18 protein-coding genes are annotated in these 21,171 nt (G+C 38.2%); 10 read left to right on the top strand and 8 right to left on the bottom strand.

Features of this window, described 5'->3' with window-relative positions; translation table 11 throughout:
* Window positions 1–29: 29 nt before the first annotated feature.
* The 3 genes from purB to GQR53_RS06000 all read left to right on the top strand — a co-directional run bounded on the left by purB (window position 30) and on the right by GQR53_RS06000 (window position 3,259).
* Window positions 30–1,400, top strand: a complete 1,371-nt coding sequence (purB, locus tag GQR53_RS06010) for an adenylosuccinate lyase (RefSeq protein ID WP_002962710.1) — start codon at window positions 30–32, stop codon at window positions 1,398–1,400.
* A gap of 88 nt (window positions 1,401–1,488) precedes the next feature.
* Window positions 1,489–2,646, top strand: coding sequence for a cupin domain-containing protein (locus tag GQR53_RS06005; RefSeq protein ID WP_165743167.1), 1,158 nt, complete (start codon window positions 1,489–1,491; stop codon window positions 2,644–2,646).
* A 154-nt stretch (window positions 2,647–2,800) separates the two neighbouring features.
* The gene (locus GQR53_RS06000) at window positions 2,801–3,259 is read left to right on the top strand and encodes a GNAT family N-acetyltransferase (protein WP_165743165.1); all 459 of its coding nucleotides are present in this window, start codon (window positions 2,801–2,803) and stop codon (window positions 3,257–3,259) included.
* Between the two features lie 62 nt (window positions 3,260–3,321).
* Here the strand turns inward: GQR53_RS06000 and GQR53_RS05995 are convergent, their stop codons facing one another.
* The 3 genes from GQR53_RS05995 to GQR53_RS05985 form a co-directional block, all read right to left on the bottom strand.
* On the bottom strand, window positions 3,322–3,768 hold the full coding sequence (locus GQR53_RS05995; protein WP_165743163.1) for a DUF4826 family protein: 447 nt from the start codon (window positions 3,766–3,768) through the stop codon (window positions 3,322–3,324).
* Between the two features lie 117 nt (window positions 3,769–3,885).
* Window positions 3,886–5,289, bottom strand: a complete 1,404-nt coding sequence (locus GQR53_RS05990; RefSeq protein WP_165743161.1) for a M28 family metallopeptidase — start codon at window positions 5,287–5,289, stop codon at window positions 3,886–3,888.
* 173 nt (window positions 5,290–5,462) lie between these two features.
* Window positions 5,463–5,876 (bottom strand): hypothetical protein, encoded by a 414-nt coding sequence (locus GQR53_RS05985; RefSeq protein WP_165743158.1) that lies wholly within the window; start codon window positions 5,874–5,876, stop codon window positions 5,463–5,465.
* A gap of 149 nt (window positions 5,877–6,025) precedes the next feature.
* Between GQR53_RS05985 and GQR53_RS05980 the strand changes: the two genes are divergently transcribed.
* Window positions 6,026–6,823 carry a hypothetical protein gene (locus tag GQR53_RS05980; protein WP_165743156.1) on the top strand — a complete coding sequence of 266 codons (798 nt, stop codon included), beginning with the start codon at window positions 6,026–6,028 and terminating at the stop codon, window positions 6,821–6,823.
* Window positions 6,824–6,829: 6 nt separating this feature from the next.
* On the opposite strand, the gene GQR53_RS05975 is transcribed toward GQR53_RS05980, so the two are convergent.
* On the bottom strand, window positions 6,830–7,297 hold the full coding sequence (locus GQR53_RS05975) for a GFA family protein (protein ID WP_231619910.1): 468 nt from the start codon (window positions 7,295–7,297) through the stop codon (window positions 6,830–6,832).
* 451 nt (window positions 7,298–7,748) lie between these two features.
* On the opposite strand from GQR53_RS05975, the gene GQR53_RS05970 reads away from it, so the two are divergent.
* Together GQR53_RS05970 and GQR53_RS05965 are read left to right on the top strand one after the other, a co-directional pair.
* Entirely contained in the window at window positions 7,749–8,585 is an 837-nt protein-coding gene (locus tag GQR53_RS05970) for a hypothetical protein (RefSeq protein ID WP_165743154.1), read from the top strand.
* A gap of 150 nt (window positions 8,586–8,735) precedes the next feature.
* On the top strand, window positions 8,736–10,583 hold the full coding sequence (locus GQR53_RS05965; protein WP_165743152.1) for an ABC transporter ATP-binding protein: 1,848 nt from the start codon (window positions 8,736–8,738) through the stop codon (window positions 10,581–10,583).
* 128 nt (window positions 10,584–10,711) lie between these two features.
* Here the strand turns inward: GQR53_RS05965 and GQR53_RS05960 are convergent, their stop codons facing one another.
* The 4 genes from GQR53_RS05960 to GQR53_RS05950 all read right to left on the bottom strand — a co-directional run bounded on the left by GQR53_RS05960 (window position 10,712) and on the right by GQR53_RS05950 (window position 14,977).
* Window positions 10,712–11,131, bottom strand: coding sequence for an MAPEG family protein (locus tag GQR53_RS05960; RefSeq protein WP_002963227.1), 420 nt, complete (start codon window positions 11,129–11,131; stop codon window positions 10,712–10,714).
* 189 nt (window positions 11,132–11,320) lie between these two features.
* On the bottom strand, window positions 11,321–12,727 hold the full coding sequence (locus tag GQR53_RS20825; RefSeq protein WP_231619911.1) for a tetratricopeptide repeat-containing diguanylate cyclase: 1,407 nt from the start codon (window positions 12,725–12,727) through the stop codon (window positions 11,321–11,323).
* A 151-nt stretch (window positions 12,728–12,878) separates the two neighbouring features.
* The gene (locus tag GQR53_RS20820; protein ID WP_231619912.1) at window positions 12,879–13,484 is read right to left on the bottom strand and encodes a hypothetical protein; all 606 of its coding nucleotides are present in this window, start codon (window positions 13,482–13,484) and stop codon (window positions 12,879–12,881) included.
* A 389-nt stretch (window positions 13,485–13,873) separates the two neighbouring features.
* Window positions 13,874–14,977, bottom strand: coding sequence for an endonuclease/exonuclease/phosphatase family protein (locus GQR53_RS05950; RefSeq protein ID WP_165743222.1), 1,104 nt, complete (start codon window positions 14,975–14,977; stop codon window positions 13,874–13,876).
* A 296-nt stretch (window positions 14,978–15,273) separates the two neighbouring features.
* Here GQR53_RS05950 and GQR53_RS05945 point away from each other — a divergent pair, with 296 nt between their 5' ends.
* The 4 genes from GQR53_RS05945 to GQR53_RS05930 all read left to right on the top strand — a co-directional run bounded on the left by GQR53_RS05945 (window position 15,274) and on the right by GQR53_RS05930 (window position 21,130).
* Window positions 15,274–17,565, top strand: coding sequence for a peptidase U32 family protein (locus tag GQR53_RS05945; protein ID WP_165743150.1), 2,292 nt, complete (start codon window positions 15,274–15,276; stop codon window positions 17,563–17,565).
* Window positions 17,566–17,578: 13 nt separating this feature from the next.
* Window positions 17,579–18,238 (top strand): glutathione S-transferase, encoded by a 660-nt coding sequence (locus GQR53_RS05940; RefSeq protein ID WP_165743148.1) that lies wholly within the window; start codon window positions 17,579–17,581, stop codon window positions 18,236–18,238.
* 136 nt (window positions 18,239–18,374) lie between these two features.
* Complete coding sequence (locus tag GQR53_RS05935; RefSeq protein WP_165743147.1) at window positions 18,375–19,637, top strand: valine--pyruvate transaminase; 1,263 nt, start codon at window positions 18,375–18,377, stop codon at window positions 19,635–19,637.
* A 293-nt stretch (window positions 19,638–19,930) separates the two neighbouring features.
* A complete protein-coding gene (locus GQR53_RS05930; RefSeq protein ID WP_165743146.1) occupies window positions 19,931–21,130 on the top strand; it encodes an Nramp family divalent metal transporter in 1,200 nt (399 codons plus the stop codon).
* Window positions 21,131–21,171 lie beyond the last annotated feature (41 nt).

Genomic DNA, 21,171 nt, shown 5'->3' with positions numbered 1-21,171 from the left:
ATCGTTCAAACTAAAATTTAGGAGTTATTATGGAGCTTTCAGCGTTAACGGCTATCTCTCCGGTGGATGGTCGCTACGGCAGCAAAACCACTGAACTACGCAGTATTTTCAGCGAATTTGGCTTAATTAAATACCGCGTAATTGTTGAAGTGCGTTGGTTGCAAGCGTTAGCTGCAGCAAGCGATATAAAAGAAGTACCTGCATTTAGCGAACAAGCAAATGCACTACTTAACGCTATTGTAGATAACTTCAGTGAAGCTGATGCACAGCGCGTTAAAGATATTGAACGCACTACAAACCACGATGTTAAAGCGGTTGAATACTTATTAAAAGAAAAAGTAGCCGATAACAGTGAGCTTCATGCAATCAATGAATTTATTCACTTCGCTTGTACTTCAGAAGATATTAACAATCTATCTCATGGTTTAATGCTTAGCGAAGCACGTAACAAGGTTTTACTCCCTTATTGCGATGAACTTTTAAGCGCAATTAAAGAAAAAGCGATTGAGTACAAAGCAATCCCAATGATGACTCGTACGCACGGGCAACCAGCTACACCATCAACGATGGGTAAAGAGTTTGCTAACGTATACATGCGTTTAAAGCGTCAACGCGACCAAATTGCACAAGTAGAAATGCTTGGTAAAGTTAACGGTGCTGTTGGTAACTACAACGCTCACCTTAGCGCATACCCAGATTACGACTGGCATACTCACGCAGATAAATTTGTATCAAGCTTAGGTTTAACACTTAACCCATTTACCACACAAATTGAACCGCATGACTATATTGCAGAGTTGTTTGACGCAATTGCACGCTTTAACACTATTTTGCTCGATTTTGACCGTGACATGTGGGGTTACATCGCACTTAATCACTTTAAGCAAAAAACAATTGCGGGCGAAATTGGCTCATCTACAATGCCGCATAAAGTTAACCCAATTGATTTTGAAAACTCAGAAGGTAACTTAGGTTTAGCAAACGCTATTTTTGCTCACCTTGCACAAAAATTACCAGTTTCTCGCTGGCAGCGTGACCTTACCGATTCAACGGTATTACGTAACTTAGGTGTAGGTATGGGCTATGCGATCATTGCATACCAATCAACACTTAAAGGTGTGAGCAAGCTTGAAGTAAACGAGCAACGTTTAGCAGACGAGCTTGATCAAAACTGGGAATTACTAGCCGAGCCGATTCAAACAGTTATGCGTAAATATGGTATTGAAAAGCCATACGAAAAACTTAAAGATTTAACACGCGGTAAACGTGTAAATCAAGAAATAATGGCTGACTTTATCGATGGTCTTGACCTTCCAGAGCACGCTAAAGTAGAAATGAAAAAACTAACACCTGCTAATTACATTGGTCGTGCTGTTGAGTTTATTGATGACTTAGTTTAAAAACTAAATTACTCTTTTAAAAAGCGAAAGGCTCATCCTTTCGCTTTTTTTGTTTTAACCCCATTGCACAAACTAGTAGGCATAATGTATGTATCAATTAAAAATAAATAATTTGTCTGAGCAAGAGTTTTTAAGCCATTTTTGGCAAAAAAAACCGCTTTTAATCAAACAAGGTTTTGCTGATTTTCAAGACCCGCTTGATGCTAATGAACTTGCCGGTCTCGCAATGGAAGAAAGCATAGAGTCACGTATTATCACCAATCATAAAAATGATTGGCAAACGCACCAAGGTCCATTTGAAGACTTTGAGCAGTTAACAGACGATCATTCTACATTACTCGTGCAAGCAGTTGATCACTGGCATAGCGAAGCTGCACAACTACTAGAGCCATTTAGGTTTATTCCAAACTGGCGCATAGATGATTTAATGATCAGCTATTCAACGCCTAATGGTGGTGTTGGCCCACATTTAGACCAATATGACGTATTTATTATTCAAGGCGAAGGTAAACGTCATTGGCGCGTAGGCCTGCCCGATCCAACACTTAAGCAGTTTGCTCAAAACAAAAAATTACTGCAAGTAGAAGCATTTGAAGCCGTAATCGATTGCATATTAGAGCCTGGCGATATTTTATATATTCCACCAGGGTGCCCTCACGAAGGTTACGCTGTAGAAAACGCACTAAATTATTCAGTTGGTTTTAGAGCGCCAAATCAACAAGATTTATTGTCGAGCTTTGCCGATCATATTATTGATACCGAAAGCGGCCAAAAACGTTATACCGATCACAACATCACGCTCAGAAAATCAAAAGGTGAACTTACAAACCTTGAAGTTGATAAAGTTAAAACACTGATGGCAGCACTTTTAGAAAATGACGATTTATTTAAACAATGGCTAGGCTCAACGCTTAGTCAGCCCAAACATGAAATGGATTTAGCGCCAGTAGAGCCTCCATTTACGTCAGAGCAAATAAGCGATGATTTAAGTGATGAAGAAACAGTGTTTGAACGCTTAGGTGGCACACGCGCTATTTATCAGCAACTCGATACAGAAGTTTTACTAAGTGTTAATGGCGAAAATTACGCCATGCCGTTAACCGACTTAGCGGCGGTAAAACTACTTACCGATCATACTGAGTTTGAAAGTTCAGCATTAAATTTAACAAAGCCAAGTTTAGTTTTTACTCAAACTTTTACTACACTTGTTAATGAGGGGCTTTGGTTTAATATAGACCACGAGTAATAATACCAATTATATTAATAATGATGAGCATTTTACAGCGCAAGATACTATGTATACAGGTCAGTTAAAATTTTTAATTTTCATCTGATATTGGCTTAAATAACTTTGCTGTGATTGCTTACTCATTTTAATTTGGTATCAATAGGAGTTTGCAATGGGCTATCTGGTTGATAAGGTTGAATGGGATATAAAAAAAGATTTGCTACAAAAAATTCGAGAGCGAGTTTTTGTTTACGAGTTACATATCCCCAAGCATATCGAATTTGATAGCCTAGATAAAATTGCATTACATGTACTTGTTACAGACGATGCAAACTGCCCAATAGCAACGGGTAGATTATGTAAAGATGGCTTAATCGGCAGAATAGCTGTATTACCTGAGCACCGTAATCGCAAAGTATATACATCGCTTCTAAACTTTATTGTAGAATTAGCTTCAAACCAAGGTATTGAAGAAGTAAGCATTAATTGTATTTTAAATGAAGTAGAGCGTTTTAAGCGCAATGGCTTTATTCAGCAAGGAAATGTATTTATGGAGGCGGGAATTCCTAGGCAACGTATGCAATGCTCTGTTTCGGCGTTTAATACAACCCCCTTCACACTTGTCCATTAGATAAAGCAAAGGGCAATAAATAAGCTATCACCCTCTACATTGTTACTTAACCCAAACTGTAGCTACTTTGACTCATTTGCCCACAGCGGTTCATTATCATACATTTCATACAAGCCATGTGCTCTATTTATAAGTAAGTTAGCAAAATCTACCTGCGTTTTATCACGCGCGCCTGTACTCATAATTTGATCCGCTTTTAATTGCCACTGCAAAGAAAAATAACGCATTGCATCGCGTGCATCTGTTGCCGCACTAACCTCAGCATGATCTGTAGGTAACCGCCCTGTTATTACCCAATATGTTTTACCGTTCTGTGCTTTAAATTTCCACATTGCACAAAGTGGTGCTAAAAATCGACTGTCTTTATCAACTACTGATTTTGGCATAATGCCCTTTTCGGCTAAATGCTTTTGCGCTGTTTGAAAACATTCGCGTTGCCACTGCATTCTTTGCTCATCAGTTATAACTTGTTCTTTTGCTGTTAACGGCTTTTTTTCTTGTTGTTGCATTTTTAATAACCTTTTACTTCTTTTTTAACACTCTAAGGGCTTAGTAAATAAGGTGCAAGTATAAAACGGTCATTTGCACCTTAAAGCGCTCTGTTTGCTGTGTTTTTAGCCAAACTATTATTTTATATTGTGATCAAACGAACCCACATCACCCGGAAAAACTACTGGAGACTCAATACCGTCTTTACTAACAGAGGCTACACCAAAGTAATAATTATCAATCACTACGTTTTTAAGTGTGTACTGTGAAACCTTACCAACGTATTTACTAAACTGCCATTGCGGCTCGCTCGTGTAACGCCAATAAATTTTATAGCCAGCAATATTTTCATCACTGCTTTCTTGCCATGAAAACGACGTATCAGCTGTAACAGCGCCCTTTATTTTAACTTCTTTTGGCGGTGCGGGTGCCCACGCCATAGATGCCATAGTAACCGCATTAAGTGAAGTTAACTTAGCCGTATAATCAAAATCAACGCCATCAATTGTATCGCCATACTCAACACCATTTTCAGTGCGTAAATCTTGATGCTGACGATCGTAGTGCTCGTTAGTTTCCATAATACGCACCGCTGCAAAACCTGCATCATTAAATGGACGATGATGCCCACCACGGCCAAATCTATCTAATCGATATACAAGCATTGTATCTAAATTAGGAATGTATCTGTCAGCAATAGTATCTATGTAGCGAGCTAAATTGCGACTCGCAGAATCGACTTCACCACCTGTAAAGCGGCGAGTATTAGCTTGCTCTTTTGTTTCTACAACACGGGTACCTTCTGAAAATATACGCGCAGTTGTATTATCAGTTACCCCATTAATACCGGTAATATTGCCAATCATATCGTTGTTTAAAACGCCATGAACTTGCCAGTCATGCTTTTGCGCATAAGCCGTTAATATTTTTCCGCCAAACAAACCCTGCTCTTCGCCCGAAAGCGCCGCGTAAACTACCGAACCATTAAATTTGTATTTACTTAAAACACGAGCTGCTTCTATTACTCCTGCCACGCCCGATGCATTATCGTTAGCACCCGGTGAATCACTCGTAAAGTCCATAACATCACTTACACGTGAATCTATATCACCCGACATAATCACCATGCGATTCGGCTCGTTCGACCCACGTTGAATAGCCACTATGTTAACCACTTCAACAGGATTAGGAATGCGTTTTTCGCCCGATATAGTGTCCTTTACTTCAATAATTTCCAGACAACCACCACACTGCACAGATATTTTTTCAAGTTCTTTTTTTATCCAACGCCTAGCCGCACCAATGCCTCGAGTATCCGATTTAGTTTCTGAAAGCGTATGGCGAGTACCAAAATCCACCAGCGTTTGAATGTCACTACCAATACGTTCGGGTGATACTTGAGCTGCTATATCATGTAATTTTTGCTGTTCTGTGTATTGAAGTTGTGTTTTCCCATGTGCTGATAATGCAAGTGTGCAGGCGCCTGCAATTGCAGTAAATTTAAGTAACGTTGTTGTGATTTTCAAAGGTGTTTTAAGCATCTATTAGCTCCTAATTATTATAGTGTAACCATTACTTAACTAAGATTTTATGGCAATACATTTGAGGTAGATGTAGAAAGGAGCACGCTAAGCGCATTTACAAGAGGTTACTAGGATAGTAAAAAGCCCACTACCTTTAATGGGTACTGGGCCAAAATTTATTATGCATACTTTTAATGAGTGGTTTTAATATCAAATTCTTTCAAAAAGGCCTCATGCCCTCCTAAGCTTGCAAGCACACCAGCAGAAAACATAAATATTAATACAAATGCTAAACAGCTCAAAAACTCCGAACTATTTTCAGGATTAATATAATAGTTAAGTAAAAAACCACTCAATACACCTATAAAAGCAATTTTGCTAAATAAAAAATAACTTGGGATCTCAAATGCCCAAACAGAGGTATTGTTTGCAAACTGCCTATATCCATACGTCATAAAAGCCAACAGACCAATAATACCAATTGCAAAAGTAGTCACTATGGTCAGTGCGCCCATATTTTTATAAATAAGCACATACCCTAATCGTAAAGAATAGATAAATACTGGAAACCATGCCAAAACAGCAGGCCCTAAAATTAATCCCATTTTCAATCCTTGAATAACTTCTAACTAATTAATAGCTAATACAATATTATATTTAGAGGTTAAATTACAAACCTTGTTACACAATAATCTATTTAAAAATGTGTTTTTCGTGGCACACTGTCATTGTGTATACATTAATAGTTTAAGTTATGCGTCAGCTAAAAGAAGATACAATTAAAAGTAACCTTATTGAGTCGCAGCAAAGTGCATACGGCCCTGTATGCGTGTATCAAAATAAAGAATACCGATGGTTAACGCTTGCACAAAAAACCAATGAAGACATAACAATTCAAGGCGTTATGAACCTTATACACCCTGAGCAAGTAATAGTACCTGTAAACCAGTGTATGATGTTATTTTTACTTAAACCGGTAGATACACTAAATATATTAAATTTAGGCTTGGGCACTGCAGGGTTTGAGCGAATTATGTATCACTTACAAAGTAATACGCCTTACATAAACACCATCAATACATTTAACACGGTAGAAATAAACCCAAGCATTGCCTTAATTGCTGCCCAGCACTTTAAGTTACCAATTAAGCACAGCAGCTATTTACAATGCGCCGAGCAATATATTACCCAATGCTCTGATCACTTTAACGTAATCACTATCGATATTTTTAGTGGTGAATATCATCAGCCTTTTTTAACCAGCGATAGCTTTTGGCAAAATATAAATCGCTGCAGTGAGCAAAATACGCAAGTAATCATTAATTTAAACCCACAAACAGGCCAAGAGCTGCAAATGCTTTTAGTACTTTTAAGGCAACATTTTAAGTGCTTAGGGATAATAGAGTTTAACGAATACAAAAATATAGTGATCATACTAAGCCAGCAAACATTAATGCATATAAACGTTGATGAAATACAAAACTCACCGGTGTTTATAAACTTTGCGCCAGACCTTTATAAAAGTATTAACAGCATTTACCACATTGAATAAAACGCGTTACCGACCAGGTTCATGTTTTTCATAGCACGGTAAGCTTGTTTCTAACTTCTCCCAGTTAGCTTTAGACGTAACAAAATTATGCGATAAAACCTGCTCAGTAATATCGCTATCAAATATTCCTAAACGAATTCGTATTCTGCTTTTGTCATCATTATTGCTACTATAAACCGGCGAGCCACAACATTTACAAAAGTAACGAGTACGCCCTACTTTAAAACTATACTCGCTAAGTAGTGCCTGCCCTTTGCTTATTGTAAAGTCATCTGTATTTACAAAGCCATTGGTTGCAAATGCAGTCCCGCTGTTTTTTCTGCACAGTGAACAATGACAATGGATAATAGTAGGGCGTGTTGTTCTTTGGTGGTTGAATTTGCAGCAGTGTGTTTGGTATTTAGGCAAGGCAGAGCCTATGATATGTGGTTGTTCCCCATACATAGGCGATAACGTAGCATAAAGACCAAACATGCGCTGCCCTTTGGGTTCTTGCTAGGGACGATTGACTCTTTGTTGCTCGGTTTTTACTTAGCCCACTAGGTTACAAACCTTGCGCCGCGATTAAATCGCCCCTAGATTGAACAAATTTCAATCCATAAAGATCAACACGCCCTAGTTATACTGCCCGACACTTCAACGTTTACTTCACCACACAAACACGAACCCGTATACATATAACATCCTAACTATTAAATTATTTTAAACTCAGCTGAAATTTGCTGAGTTGATTTAATGGATAAGTTTACTGGTTAATTTTCTGAATGGAATAATAATTTTTATATCTTCGCAGTTCCCACGCCATTACGTATTGCTTTAATGATTGACATAAAAACATTAAATTGGTTACATAACCTTTACTTTAAAGTTATAGCCAAAACAATAATTGGTTAACCAAAAAACCTAAACTTACTGAGAGCCAATTATGCATTGTAAACACATGTCACTTTTATGTTTGTTAAGCGCGTTAGCGTCGTGTTCAACCATTTCTAAAAACACGTCAAGCGATTGGCTACTTATTGATGACTTTGAAAATTCACTTAGCAAGTGGCAAAGTGTCGATACGCAAAATGAAACTAAGCCACAGGTTAAAAACCCACAAATAACAGTTATACAATCAGAACAAGCAAACTCATCAACAAATCATTATTTACTAAAAAAGCCTGCGGCTGAGAGCATTGTAGGAAATCGTAAAGCGCTTTCTTATACAAAACTTCCACAAGCGGTTGAAGTTGGCGACACCTACACATTTTATATGCGTATAAACGTGGCTGCTTTTCCTAATAACCATGCTTTTGGATTAAGCAACCTTACGCCAGAGCTAATTAATAAACATGCGTACGATGCGTTTGAGCCTACACTTCGCGTAACCGATAAAACAGAATCAAACGGGCTTGTAAACGATGGCGCATTAATGGTTAAAACCGACAGCGGGTATAGCAACATTCAAAACTACACTACCAAACAGTCAGCTAAACCTCTGCAAACAAATACCTGGTACGACGTATGGTATGTTGTTAATAACGCAGCAGTCTCAGAGCAAGGTCAGCAATATGATGTTTACGTAAAAGGCGGTGAATTTAGCAAGCAAACACTGGTGTATAAAAATGCACAATTTAGAATGAAGCGCGAACAACCTCTTATATATTTTTTAGCAAACTGTAATACAGGCCCAATTAAAAAGCCTTACGGAAATGGTGGCCTCAGATATGACGATTTATACATGAGCAAAGGTACAAACCTAAATAACCCAATGCTATAAAAGTAAGTGAAGTGTTTTTAGGTGTTCTTTTATACATAAGTTTATATTAATAACGCTCTAGCATATTCACAATTAATACCTTACAAACCTGCATTTAAAAATACTTAAATGGTATAATAGCGACCATTATTTGCCATTTAAGTTTTTAAAATGTATCGATTATTTGAAAAAATGACAAAAGCATTTCCTGAGGATCAACCTACTCAGCCGCCTTCGACTTTATTTGCCTTTTGTCGCCACTACACCAAAGGAATGGAACTGTCGTTGCTGCTTATGTCAATCAGTGCCGCCATGCTCGCTATTTTAGAGGTTTCTTTATTTAGCTATATGGGGCAGCTTGTTGATTGGTTAACAGCCTACACGCCCGAAACCTTGTTTGTAGAGCAAAAGTCAGAGCTTATTAAAATGGCTGTCATGCTGCTATTAGTATTGCCCGTAGTCGTATTTTTTCATTCTGCTATTTTGCACCAAGCATTGCTTGGCAATTACCCTATGTCGATTCGCTGGTTAGCGCATCGTTATTTACTGCGCCAAAGTGTTAGCTTTTATCAAAATGAATTTGCAGGAAGAATAGCCACCAAAGTACTGCAAACTTCTTTAGCTGTTCGCGAAACAGTGACCAAACTACTTGATGTATTAATGTATATAGTGGTTTATTTTGGCTCAATGGTATTTTTAGTTGCCGAAGCCGATTGGCGCTTAATGATCCCTTTATTAGTTTGGTTGGTTTTATACATTTGCGTGCAACTTTACTTTGTACCGCGCCTTAAAAAAATTGCCAGCTCACAAGCCGATGCGCGCTCAGAAATGACCGGCCGTATTGTTGATAGTTACACTAACATTTCAACTATTAAATTGTTTTCGTATACCCAGCGTGAAGAGCAATACGCAAAACAAAGCATGGATGTATTTTTACAGCCTGTGTACAAGCAAATGCGCTTAGTAACCAGCTTAAACTTTGTTATTCAAAGCTTAAATTACCTATTAGTATTTTCGGTTGCCGCTGTATCACTTTATTTATGGTCACTTAGTGCAATTAGCGCCGGCGCCATTGCAGTTGCTGTTAGCCTAGCGCTCAGATTAAACGGTATGGCGCAGTGGATCATGTGGGAAATAAGCAGCTTGTTCGAAAACATTGGCACCGTAGCCGATGGTATGAAAACACTTTCTAACCCTATTGAAGTTGCCGATAAACCAAATGCTGATACGCTTAACGTAAGCCAAGGTGCTATTGAGTTTAACAACGTACACTTTAACTACGGCAAAGCTGCAAACGAGACTAATCGAAGCCCAGTAATGAACGGTTTAAACTTAAACATTAAGCCTGGCGAAAAAATTGGTTTAGTCGGTCGCTCTGGCGCGGGTAAATCAACACTTGTTAACTTATTACTGCGTTTTTATGATACCGACTCTGGAACAATAAAAATTGATGGGCAAAACATCACGGACGTAAGCCAAGAAAGCCTACGCAGATATATAGCCATGGTAACGCAAGATACTTCCCTGCTTCATCGCTCAGTAAAAGACAATATTTTGTACGGTCGCCCCGATGCAACACAAGACGAGATGATCAACGCGACCAAACAAGCTAAGGCGCTTGAGTTTATAAACGACTTGGTCGACAGCAAAGGTAATAAAGGCTTTGATGCACAAGTGGGCGAACGCGGTGTTACGCTTTCGGGCGGTCAACGTCAACGTATTGCTATTGCACGTGTACTACTTAAAAATGCACCCATACTTATACTCGACGAAGCCACCAGCGCACTCGACTCAGAAGTAGAAGCCGCAATTCAGGCAAGCCTTGATGATTTAATGACTGGTAAAACAGTTATTGCCATAGCGCACAGGCTCTCAACCATTGCACAAATGGATAGATTAATTGTACTTGATGACGGCGGCGTAGTTGAGCAAGGCACTCATGAAGAATTAATCGCTAAGGGTGGAATATACGCAGCACTATGGACACACCAAACAGGCGGGTTTATAGGCGTCGATTAACCATTAATATTACCTTACGGTAGAGGTAGTTTTATTCTGCTTCTACTTTAAACAAAAAAGCGAAGATGCCTTAAAGGCTCTTCGCTTTTTTTATCGTTATAAATAAATTTTATAACTTTTTTTATAAATTAAGAGATTAGTCTTAACCCTATCATTATCAGCATAACCACATTAGCAAGTACGCCGATTAAAAAAAAGTAACTACGTGGGCTTGGGTTTTTCTCCGTTGCTATAGCGTAGTACAGCGCCATGTGAATTAAACGCGCAATTAAATACACCCAAATACACATTGCAAAAATCGGGCTTTGATAATTAATTACAAACGCAAATAACACCGTACCTATAAATAATGCGCTGTTTTCAAGCGTATTATGAAACGTACGATGCGCTCTAAATATAAAGCTGTCGTGCGATAAATCCTCGTCAATTTTACCTGGTACAGCATTTGGTTCTTTAGCTTTGCTAAACGTAGCCACAGCCCACTGTACAAGCAACATAATTAAATAGAGGTAAAATGCCAAATAGGCCGAAAGTGCAACTTCAGTCATTATTAAATCCTTTGTTTTGTTTTTAACTTAGTATTGATTGCAATTTTAAAGCCTAAGTTAATACACTGATATTCAAAGGGTTAATTTAATAAGCCTAATTACATATGTAAGTAACACACAGCATTGTATAAAATTTACTTGTTATAATTTTAAAAAATTACATCAAAACTAAACTGTATACTGCTGAGTTTACTCCGATCTAAAAAGTTTAAACTCTTCAAGTGAAGCATCCCATAACGCTACCTGATTACGCCCCAAGGACTTAGCCTCATAAAGAGCTAAATCAGCCTGTTCAATCAACTCAGAAGGTGTTCTTGCTTTAAATTTAATAGACGTAACCCCAAAGCTACACGTAACAGGAATATCATCAAATGTCGCTTTTTCAACTTTAATACGAATAGCCTCAGCTATACGTATTGCTTGCTCTTGAGTTGTGTTGGGCAAAATAATACAAAATTCTTCGCCACCAAAACGGGCCACGCTATCACTTTTACGTATATTAGCTTGTAAAAGTTCGGCTACGCCACAAAGTACTGTGTCGCCAACGCTATGCCCATAGGTGTCGTTAACGCTTTTAAAATGATCAATATCGACCATTAAAATACAGTACTCTTCAATCTGAGGTAAATCCAAAAAGTCGCGATTCATAACCTCAAATAAAATACGACGGTTATAACAATTGGTTAAAGGGTCTCTTGCTGCCAAATAGTCTAACTCTTCATTACGTTTTTTAGAGGCAATAAAACTTCTATAAACCAGTAATACAATAGCTAAACAAGCGGCTAATAAAAATGCGAGCGCAATACTGGCGTATTTATTCTTTGAAAGCTCTAGCTCTGATATAACTCTAGCTTGGGCGGCGATTTCAATTTGATTATTTTTCTTTTCAAGCTCAAGCTGATGGCGTTTTTCTTTTTCTCTTAACGTCTCAAGCTCTATTTCCATTTTGTACGAATGCAAATGTGCTTTTTCAAGCGCCAACTTATCTTCACTTCTTTCATTTTGAATAATATCGGTTAGGGCTATTTCTTCTTCTGCATAACGAAGTGACTCTTCTATACGACCACGCAATTTTTCTGCTATTCGAATTTCACGATAGGCATATAGCATATGTAACTTATCATCTATTTCGGTTGATAAAGCGAGTGACCTTTTTAGTAAAGAAATCGCCTCATTTGTATCAATACCAATTAAAATGCCCGCAAGCGCAGTAAGCGACTTTATCTCATAAAGTTTACCACCTGCTTCTCTGGCGAACGACAACGACTCTTTGTAATACTCTATAGCCTTGTTTTTATTCCCTTGGGCACGATAAATATTAGCAATAATACGCGCCGTTATAGAAATGTAGGATGTAAGATTTTTGGTTTTATAAGTTACGTAAGCTTTCTGAGCAAATCTCATCGCTGATTCTAAGTCGCCAGACTCATAGTTAATAACAGCCATTTCTCTTAAAGCTGAAGCGAGCGTTTTTTCCTCGACCATACCTTTTGGCAAATCGATAGTTATTTGATAGAAAAATTCGGCCTGATCAAACTGTCTTAATCGTGTATATACCAGTCCCATTTGATTTGATGTTTTAGCAATCCCAAGCATGTTATTTACTTTTTTATAATATAAATATGCCTCATTTATATGTTCAAGTGATTTTTCATAAAGATTAATATGACGATAAATAATACCCGCCCCTAGTAATGCCTTAGCAAAGCCAACAGGGTCGTCAATGTCTTTATGTCTTTATGTATTTCTAATGCGCGAGTGGAGTAAGAGCTAAAACTAAGTTATCTAAATAACGGTGTGCTTCTGCTAGTGTATTTAAAGTACGCGCCATTAGCTTTAAATCACCTAAATTAGAATATACCTCTAAAGCTTTTGTATAAAAGTGAGCCGTTTGCTCTCTATTTTTGAGGCGTTTGTACGACTGAGCTAATTTTTTATACGTTTCATCTAACTGTCTTTGTATTAATTCGTCTTCATCAACAAGGTATTTTAAAGCAGATGTGTATTGCGCGTTCGCGTTATTGTACTTTTTTTGTTCATAAAACGAATCCCCCTTAGTAAGGAGCACCTGCGCTATAAAAAAGTCATCGCCATACACAAGGGTTGTTGGTAATAAAGTTTCAATGCGGGTAGTAAGTTCGTCATAACGTTTTTCTTCTAATAATATATTTATATAATTAATAGACGCCTTTATTTGGTTTCGTGAATCATTTAATTTGCTGTAGTAAACAGAGGATTGTAAAAAGTGCTCGAGCGATTCATTAATATTGTTATTTTTTTTATTCGCCCTACCTAGCAAGTTATGTAGCTTTGCGCTGAGTAACGTGTCATCAGCACTTTGCGCTTGTGACAACAACGCCTTACTTAGTTCAATACTTGTTATAACGTCAGTATCTATAAGTAATTCAGCTCTTTTTAGCAGCCCTGCATTAGATTCATTAGTTAAATTGTATGAGGTGGTTTCTTGTGCGTAAGCGCTGTTTAAGCTAACAAAGCTTTCACTAAAAATGTAAAATTATAAATTCGCTTTACAATGAAACTATGTATTTGCGAAGGTAAATCCATATTTCGCTTATGATTCAAGTAGGTATAAAATTCCATATTTACCATTTTAGTAATTTATTATTAATACAATTCAAAAGGCTGATGATAAAATATACAAACCGGCGCAATACATCAAGTATTGCTGCTATATGAATACTTTTAATTTATAATTTTAGCATAATTATGCATAGAGCAAGCCTAGCTTCTTAGTTTTAGTGTAACTAACACAATACCATGATCGGTACTTAAATCATCGCGCTCAAATTCGGGATTAATTAAGTGACGATCATAAGTATTATACTCAATCACCTCAAAAAAACTGCCAAGGTAGCTGGCATCAAACTCACAAGATAATAAAATATAATCAAGCACGGAGCTGCTCGCGCCATAATAATGTGTTGGTGCTCTTAAAGGCATAAGCTTAGTTGCATTAACATTTTTTGCTTCGTTTTCATCAGCTAAATCAAAAATGCTATTGCTTTCACTATCGCTTATTTCATCGCTAGTCATTGCCTCACAATTAGACAGTTCATCTTCGCTTAGCTGCGACTTAACAAACAAATCCCATGAATCATTTAAACAATATTTAGCGAGGTAGGTTTTAGCATCAAATGCAGGCGCAAAGCGTAGCGTACTTGTCAGTAAATGGCTTAATACGCCATCCGCTAGTTCATTATTAAAGTCCCCCATTAATAGCATGGGTTGTTGCATAGCTTCGCGACGAGCAATCATTTGTATCATTAGTAATGTAGCTTCACTGCCACGCTGAATAGTTGAGCCCCACCCACCCGCTACATTCGCTTTTAAAATTTCAATTATGTTTTGCTCGGGTGTAAGCTCTTTATTATGCTCATCGACATTAATCATTGGGCGCTTAGATTTAAAATGCACCACGTAACAATCAGTATTGCCTATATGCGGCAGCGTTATAGTTGCTCTTAGTACTTTGCGACTAAAAGTAAACTCACTATTAAGGCCAAGCGCAATTGCAAGCTCACTATCGTGCTCAACCGCTGCTACTTCAACTATGGGGTATTTAGAGGCGATTGCCACTACGGGGCGTTTATAAATAAAGTCATCAATCACCTCTGGCGTATCAACTACAGCAAAGTAATTATAACCTTGCTCGCCTACTAGCTCTTTTAATGAGTCAATGCTAAACACTTCCTGAAAACCAATCACATCAGGGGCATGTTCTGTTAAGTAATCAACAACCCAACGCTGCTTTTTAGCCCACTGCTGCGCAGTATAAATTTTCTCAAACTCATAGTATGCATTGGGCGGCTTAAGATAGTTAAACAGATTAAATGTGGCTATTTTTAGTTGGGTGTTAATAATTCCAGATTCATCACTGTTTAAACCTGTATCTAACTGTTTAAGATCTTGATTGCTGATGGGGTTCGCCTAAGTAAAGTTGAAAGTGTTGCTGGCTTATAAACTATCATTTTATTACATGTTTACGTAATAAATCAGCCAGCTTAATTGTAATTTTATACACTCTTTTATTTTAGTCTTTATTATATCCCTCAATAAATAGCATTAACGTGCTTAACCATATAAAATTCGCGGCAATTAAATATGAGCGAAGCGACATTGTAATGAGTAGAAAGATTGAACTATTAGCCCCAGGCGGTGATGTTAACGCGGTAAAAGCAGCCATTGTAGCCGGTGCTAATGCGGTTTATTGTGGATTAGATACCTTTAATGCACGTAACCGAGCGTCTAATCTTTCGTTTGATGAGCTTAACGGCGCACTTCGCCTAGCCCATGAATACGGCTGTGAGATTTTTTTAACGCTAAATGTAGTTATATTAGAGCACGAAATGGGTGCGCTATTTAAGCTATTAAATCAGCTAGTAAATACCACGCTCGACGGCATTATTGTGCAAGACCTAGGGTTATTCAATATAGTTAAAAAGCACTTTCCTACTTTGCATATTCACGCATCAACGCAGTTAACTACGCATAACGAATCACAAGTTGAGTTTTTAGCCCGCATTGGCGCTACACGTGTAAATTTATCGCGCGAGCTTAACTTAACTGAAATCAAAATACTGACTGACGTAGCGCATAAATGCGACGTATTAACCGAAGTGTTTGTGCACGGCGCCTTATGTATTGCGTTTTCAGGGCAATGCTATTCAAGCTCAGTAAGTGTGGGTAACTCGGGCAATCGTGGTCGCTGCTCGCAAGCGTGTCGTGATGAATACGAGCCAACGGCGATGGGTAACAAACACCCATTAAACTTAAAAGATAATTCAGCTTATTTTGACCTACCAGAGCTGGTAGCCGCAGGTGTTGACTCGTTAAAAGTAGAAGGTCGTATTAAAGGCGCTAACTACGTACATACGGTTATTGATAGCTGGCGTAAACAGATAGACACGTTTGTGCAAACCGGTAATTTAATTGAAGACGATTCAAGCTTATACAAAGTATTTAACCGTAATTTTACTAATAAGTTTTTGCAAGGTGACATGACAAAAAACATGTTTACCGACAACCCGCGCGACCATAGCTTTGATCACGCTAACGAAAAGAATAACGCAATTTCGGTTGTGCAAATTTACGATGCACAGCAAGAGCTCGCCGCAGAAAAAAATGATATTGATACGTTAGTTAAAAAGAAGATTGAGTTTTTAGATATTTCAAAACGAGAACTACGCTTTGAGTTTGGCGGTCAATTAAACCAGCCATTTACAGTAACACTGACAATAAACGATAAACACGACAACACCCTAGCAGAGCAAAGCGCCCTTCAACCTCTACGCTTTGAAGTTCAATCGCAAATGCCTATGCAAACCGCTGATAAATCAGTTGTTGATATTGCAGCTATTGATAAACGCTTTAAAACCTTTAGTAATGCCAATTTTGAAATTAAAAATATGGATTACTCAAACTTAGGCAACAACTTAAGCATTCCGTTTAAAGAGCTTGCCCGTATTAAAAAGCAAGTCGCGTTTTTATTAAACGAAGGTAAAGACGTACTCGCCCCTGTTGAACTGCCAAAACTAGTAAACCACCCTAAAGCCGATAACAAAACAACACTCTCTATTTTAATATCGGACATAAAAGACGTTCACCTATGTGATTTAACAGGTGGCGATGTTTACTTTAAATTACCAGAGAGCTTTAGAACCGATAACGATAAATACATTAATGTATTTTTAGAGCACCCACAGTTAATTCCGTGGTTTCCAGCCGTGTTAATTGGTAAAGATTTTGAAGAAGCGGTACGTTTGCTCGAGGTTGTAAAACCTAAGCTTATTATTAGTAACAACACAGGCGTTGCATTTAAAGCAGTACAAATGGGTATTGACTGGATTGCAGGCCCGTTGTTAAACACCACAAACTCTTATGCGTTACTAACACTACAAGAAGATTTAAACGCAAAAGGCGCGTTTATTTCAAACGAAATAAACAAACCACAAATGCGTAATATTAAACGCCCTAACAACTTTAAAATGATGTACAGCATTTATCATCCAATACTAATGATGACCAGCCGACAGTGTTTTTTCCAGCAAACAGTAGGATGTAAAAAACCACGCATTGACGCAAGCTGTATGCTGAGCTGTAAAAAAGAAACCACCGTTACCAATGTCAAAGGCATTAGCTTTGCTATTGATAAACAAAAAGGCGGCTACCCAAGTATTTATAACCATGAGCAATTTTTAAACATGGATATTGTGAGTGACTTTGCCGACAAATTTGACGAGTTCATGATTGATTTAACCGACATTGGCTCAGGCGATAAAGAAAAACTAGATAAAGCCGTGTTACTCGCCCATTTCCAAGATTTAATTAGCGGGCAAACACAAGCAGCTGATCAATTAAATCACATGGTAAAAGTAAAAACACGTCAGCAATATGTTGAAGGCTTAAACAGCTAAGGTAAGTAATAAAATGACATTGCCATTATTATATTCATTACAACACTGCCCATATGCAATGCGAGCACGAATGGGTATTTTAATGGCAGAGCAACAAGTGCTTCTACGTGCTATAAAAACTAAAAATAAGCCGCCGCATCTTTTGCAAATATCGCCAAAAGGCACGGTGCCAGTTTTATTGTTGCCGAATAATCAAGTTATAGATGAAAGCCTAGATATTATGCTGTGGGCTTTAAAGCAAAACGATTCGCATAATTTACTGCATACTCAAGACCCATTAGCACTTGAGCGCATGCTTGAATTAATTAAGCTAAACGACACACAATTTAAGCCTGTGCTCGAAAAGTATAAGTTTTATGCTCGCACAAAAGACATGGCACAAATTTATTATCAAAAAGCCTGCGAAGAGTTTATTAAGCAATTTGAAGCAAAACTAACCACGCATAAATACTTAATGGGCGATGAAAAAAGCCTAGCCGACTATGCTCTGCTGCCATTTATTAGACAGTTTGCCCGCGTAGATAAACACTGGTACTTACAAAGTGAATACACGCATTTACGCGCATGGTTAAACGAGTTTTTACACGCCCCTATGTTTACCAAAGTTATGGCCAAATTTGATTTGTATATGGACTGCGGCAAAGAGTTTTTATACGGCGTTAAAAAACCTTAACTTAGCCTTTGTTTTATAAGAAGTTACATTACTATAGCTAGCTGCAAACCTCAGCATTGAATTATTCTCATCATCGAATTTAAACCATTTATTTACGCTATACTGCCCTCCCCATTACTAACAAACGCTATGCATTATGAACTACTCAAACTTTGGCACTAAATTTACACAACCCAACGGCATTACCCAATTAATGGAAGACTTAGGCGGGGCTAAAAACAGTAACAATCCTAATATTGTTATGCTGGGTGGCGGTAATCCCGCATTAGTACCACAAGTAAATGAGGTTTTTTTAAGTGAATTACAAAAACTCGTTGCCAGTAACAAGGTATCGCAAGTATTTGGGCTCTACGATGGCCCAACCGGTAACGACGAGTTTAGAGCAGCATTAGCTGGCCAGCTAAGTAAAGAGTACGCATGGGATATTAGTGCCGATAATGTAGCACTTGGCAATGGCAGCCAAGCTAACTTTTTTGTGTTGTTTAATATGTTGGCAGGCGAAATGCCGGATGGCAGCCATAAAAAGATTTTATTTCCCCTTGCGCCAGAGTACATAGGTTATGCCGATCAAGGTTTATCGGCTGATATGTTTGTTGCCATAAAGCCTGATATCGAAATTTTGAATACAGGCAGCACATCAAAACAGTTTAAATACGTCATTGATTTTAAAGCAGTTGAAAAAACACTAGCAAACGACAGCAGCATAAGCGCGCTGTGCGTATCACGCCCTACTAACCCAACAGGTAATGTAATTACTGATGATGAAGTAAAACACCTTGATTTGCTCGCTAAGCAATATGGTATTCCACTCATTATTGATAACGCATATGGCGACCCGTTTCCAGGTTGTATTTACACCGATGCAAACCTAACGTGGAACTCAAACATTATTTTATGTATGTCACTTTCAAAACTGGGCCTACCGGGTTTACGCAGCGGTATTGTGGTTGCCAATAATGAGATTATTAAAGCAATTGGCCGCGTAAACGGCAGCATGGTGTTATCGCCAAATAGTATTGGTCCAAGCTTAGTGACACGCTTAATTAACGACAACGAACTACTGCCACTGTGCCGCAACGTGGTACTGCCTTTTTATCGTAATAAAGCACAAATCGCGATTGAATTATTTGATGAAGTATTTGCCGAACTACCTGTTTATTTGCACAAAGTTGAAGGTGCATTTTTTATGTGGCTGTGGTTTAAAGATGCAAAAATAACAAGCGAGGTATTGTATCAACAACTCAAAGAACAAGACGTGTATGTGATCCCAGGTCACAACTTTTTTATCGGCATTGACGATGATTGGGCGCACAAGCACGAGTGTATTCGTATTAACTATGCTACCGATGCAGATACCCTAAAAAAAGGCTTAGAAGCGATTAAAAACCTAATAAAGTAAATATACTGATGCCGATATTAATATCGGCATCAGTCATTTAACTCGCTTATATATACGTTTAAAATTCATGCAAACGCACTGTATCCCCTTTAAATTTATATACAAGTTGGTATCCTACGCGCCCTTTTTTAACATATGCTTATAAAAAAGAAATCGTCAAGGAGCGAATACTGCTGCAAGGCACTTAGTTTAAGTGGCAGCAATAACACAACAGGCATCGCGTATAATTATTGATTTTAAACGTAAGATGTAACTTTAAATAGCAACATGCATTAGCACTATTAAGGTCAATTATGCGATTAGGACCAGGACTACTCGTCACTGCAGCCTTCATTGGGCCAGGAACAATTACTACCGCCAGCGTGGCAGGTGCAAACTTTGGTTTTGCACTTATATGGACATTACTGTTTTCAGTTGTTGCCACTATATTATTACAATCTATGGCGGCGCGCCTTGGCGTTGCCACCGGGCAAGATTTAGCTCAAGCGCTCAGAGCACATATTCAAACGCCTTTATTTAAATCTTTAGCTATATTTTTAGTCATCAGCGCCATTGGTGTGGGCAGTGCAGCTTATGAAGCGGGTAACTTAAGTGGCGCTAGCATGGGATTAATTGAAATATTCCCTCAAGTTAGCTCCCAACTATGGACACCACTTATTGCTTTTTTTAGTGCAGCTTTACTGTATAGCAGCAAACATAAAGTGGTTGAAAACGCGCTAATTTTACTCGTTATTTTAATGAGCTTAGTGTTTATCTCAACACTTGTAATGGCAGCGCCTTCACTGGGTGATGTATTTGCTGGCTTTATTCCTAGTATGCCTGAAGGCTCTATTACAACCATACTAGCTTTAGTTGGTACTACCATTGTGCCGTATAACTTATTTTTGCACTCCGGCGTACTCGCTGCTAGACACGACAGTAACAGCGACATGCAAAAAGTGATTAAACAAACAAATGTTGATACAGGCCTATCAATCACTTTAGGCGGTGTGATCACTTTAGCTATTTTATCTACAGCTTCAGTTGCATTTTATGGCACCGATGCGGGGAAAATTAGTGCGGCTAACATGGCTGTGCAGCTAGAGCCATTGCTTGGCGACGCCGCTCATTACTTTTTTGCTATTGGTTTATTTGCTGCAGGTTTAACAAGTGCTATTACAGCGCCGCTTGCCGGTGCTTACGCCGTGTGTGGCATGTTAGGATGGTCTAACGATATGAGTAACACGCGCTTTAAAGGCGTCGCTATTGTTATTTTATTGTTTGGTGCTGCTGTGGCGTCACTCGGTTTAGACCCTGTCGCGGTAATTATATTCGCGCAAGCGGCTAACGGGTTATTACTCCCTATTGTTAGCACCTACCTTGTATGGCTGGTTAATCAAAAAGGGGTTATGGGAAACTACACTAACTCTTTGATGTTAAACCTGGTAACCCTACCCGTTTTAATCCTAATTTTTGGGCTAAGTAGCTACAAACTAATTAGTTTAATTTTGTAACTATTCAGCCTCATCTGAAATGAATATATCAGGCAGCTGAT

Source organism: Pseudoalteromonas sp. Z9A6 (assembly GCF_011378805.1).
Classification (GTDB): domain Bacteria; phylum Pseudomonadota; class Gammaproteobacteria; order Enterobacterales; family Alteromonadaceae; genus Pseudoalteromonas; species Pseudoalteromonas distincta.
This window is presented reverse-complemented; position numbering and strand designations above follow the sequence as displayed.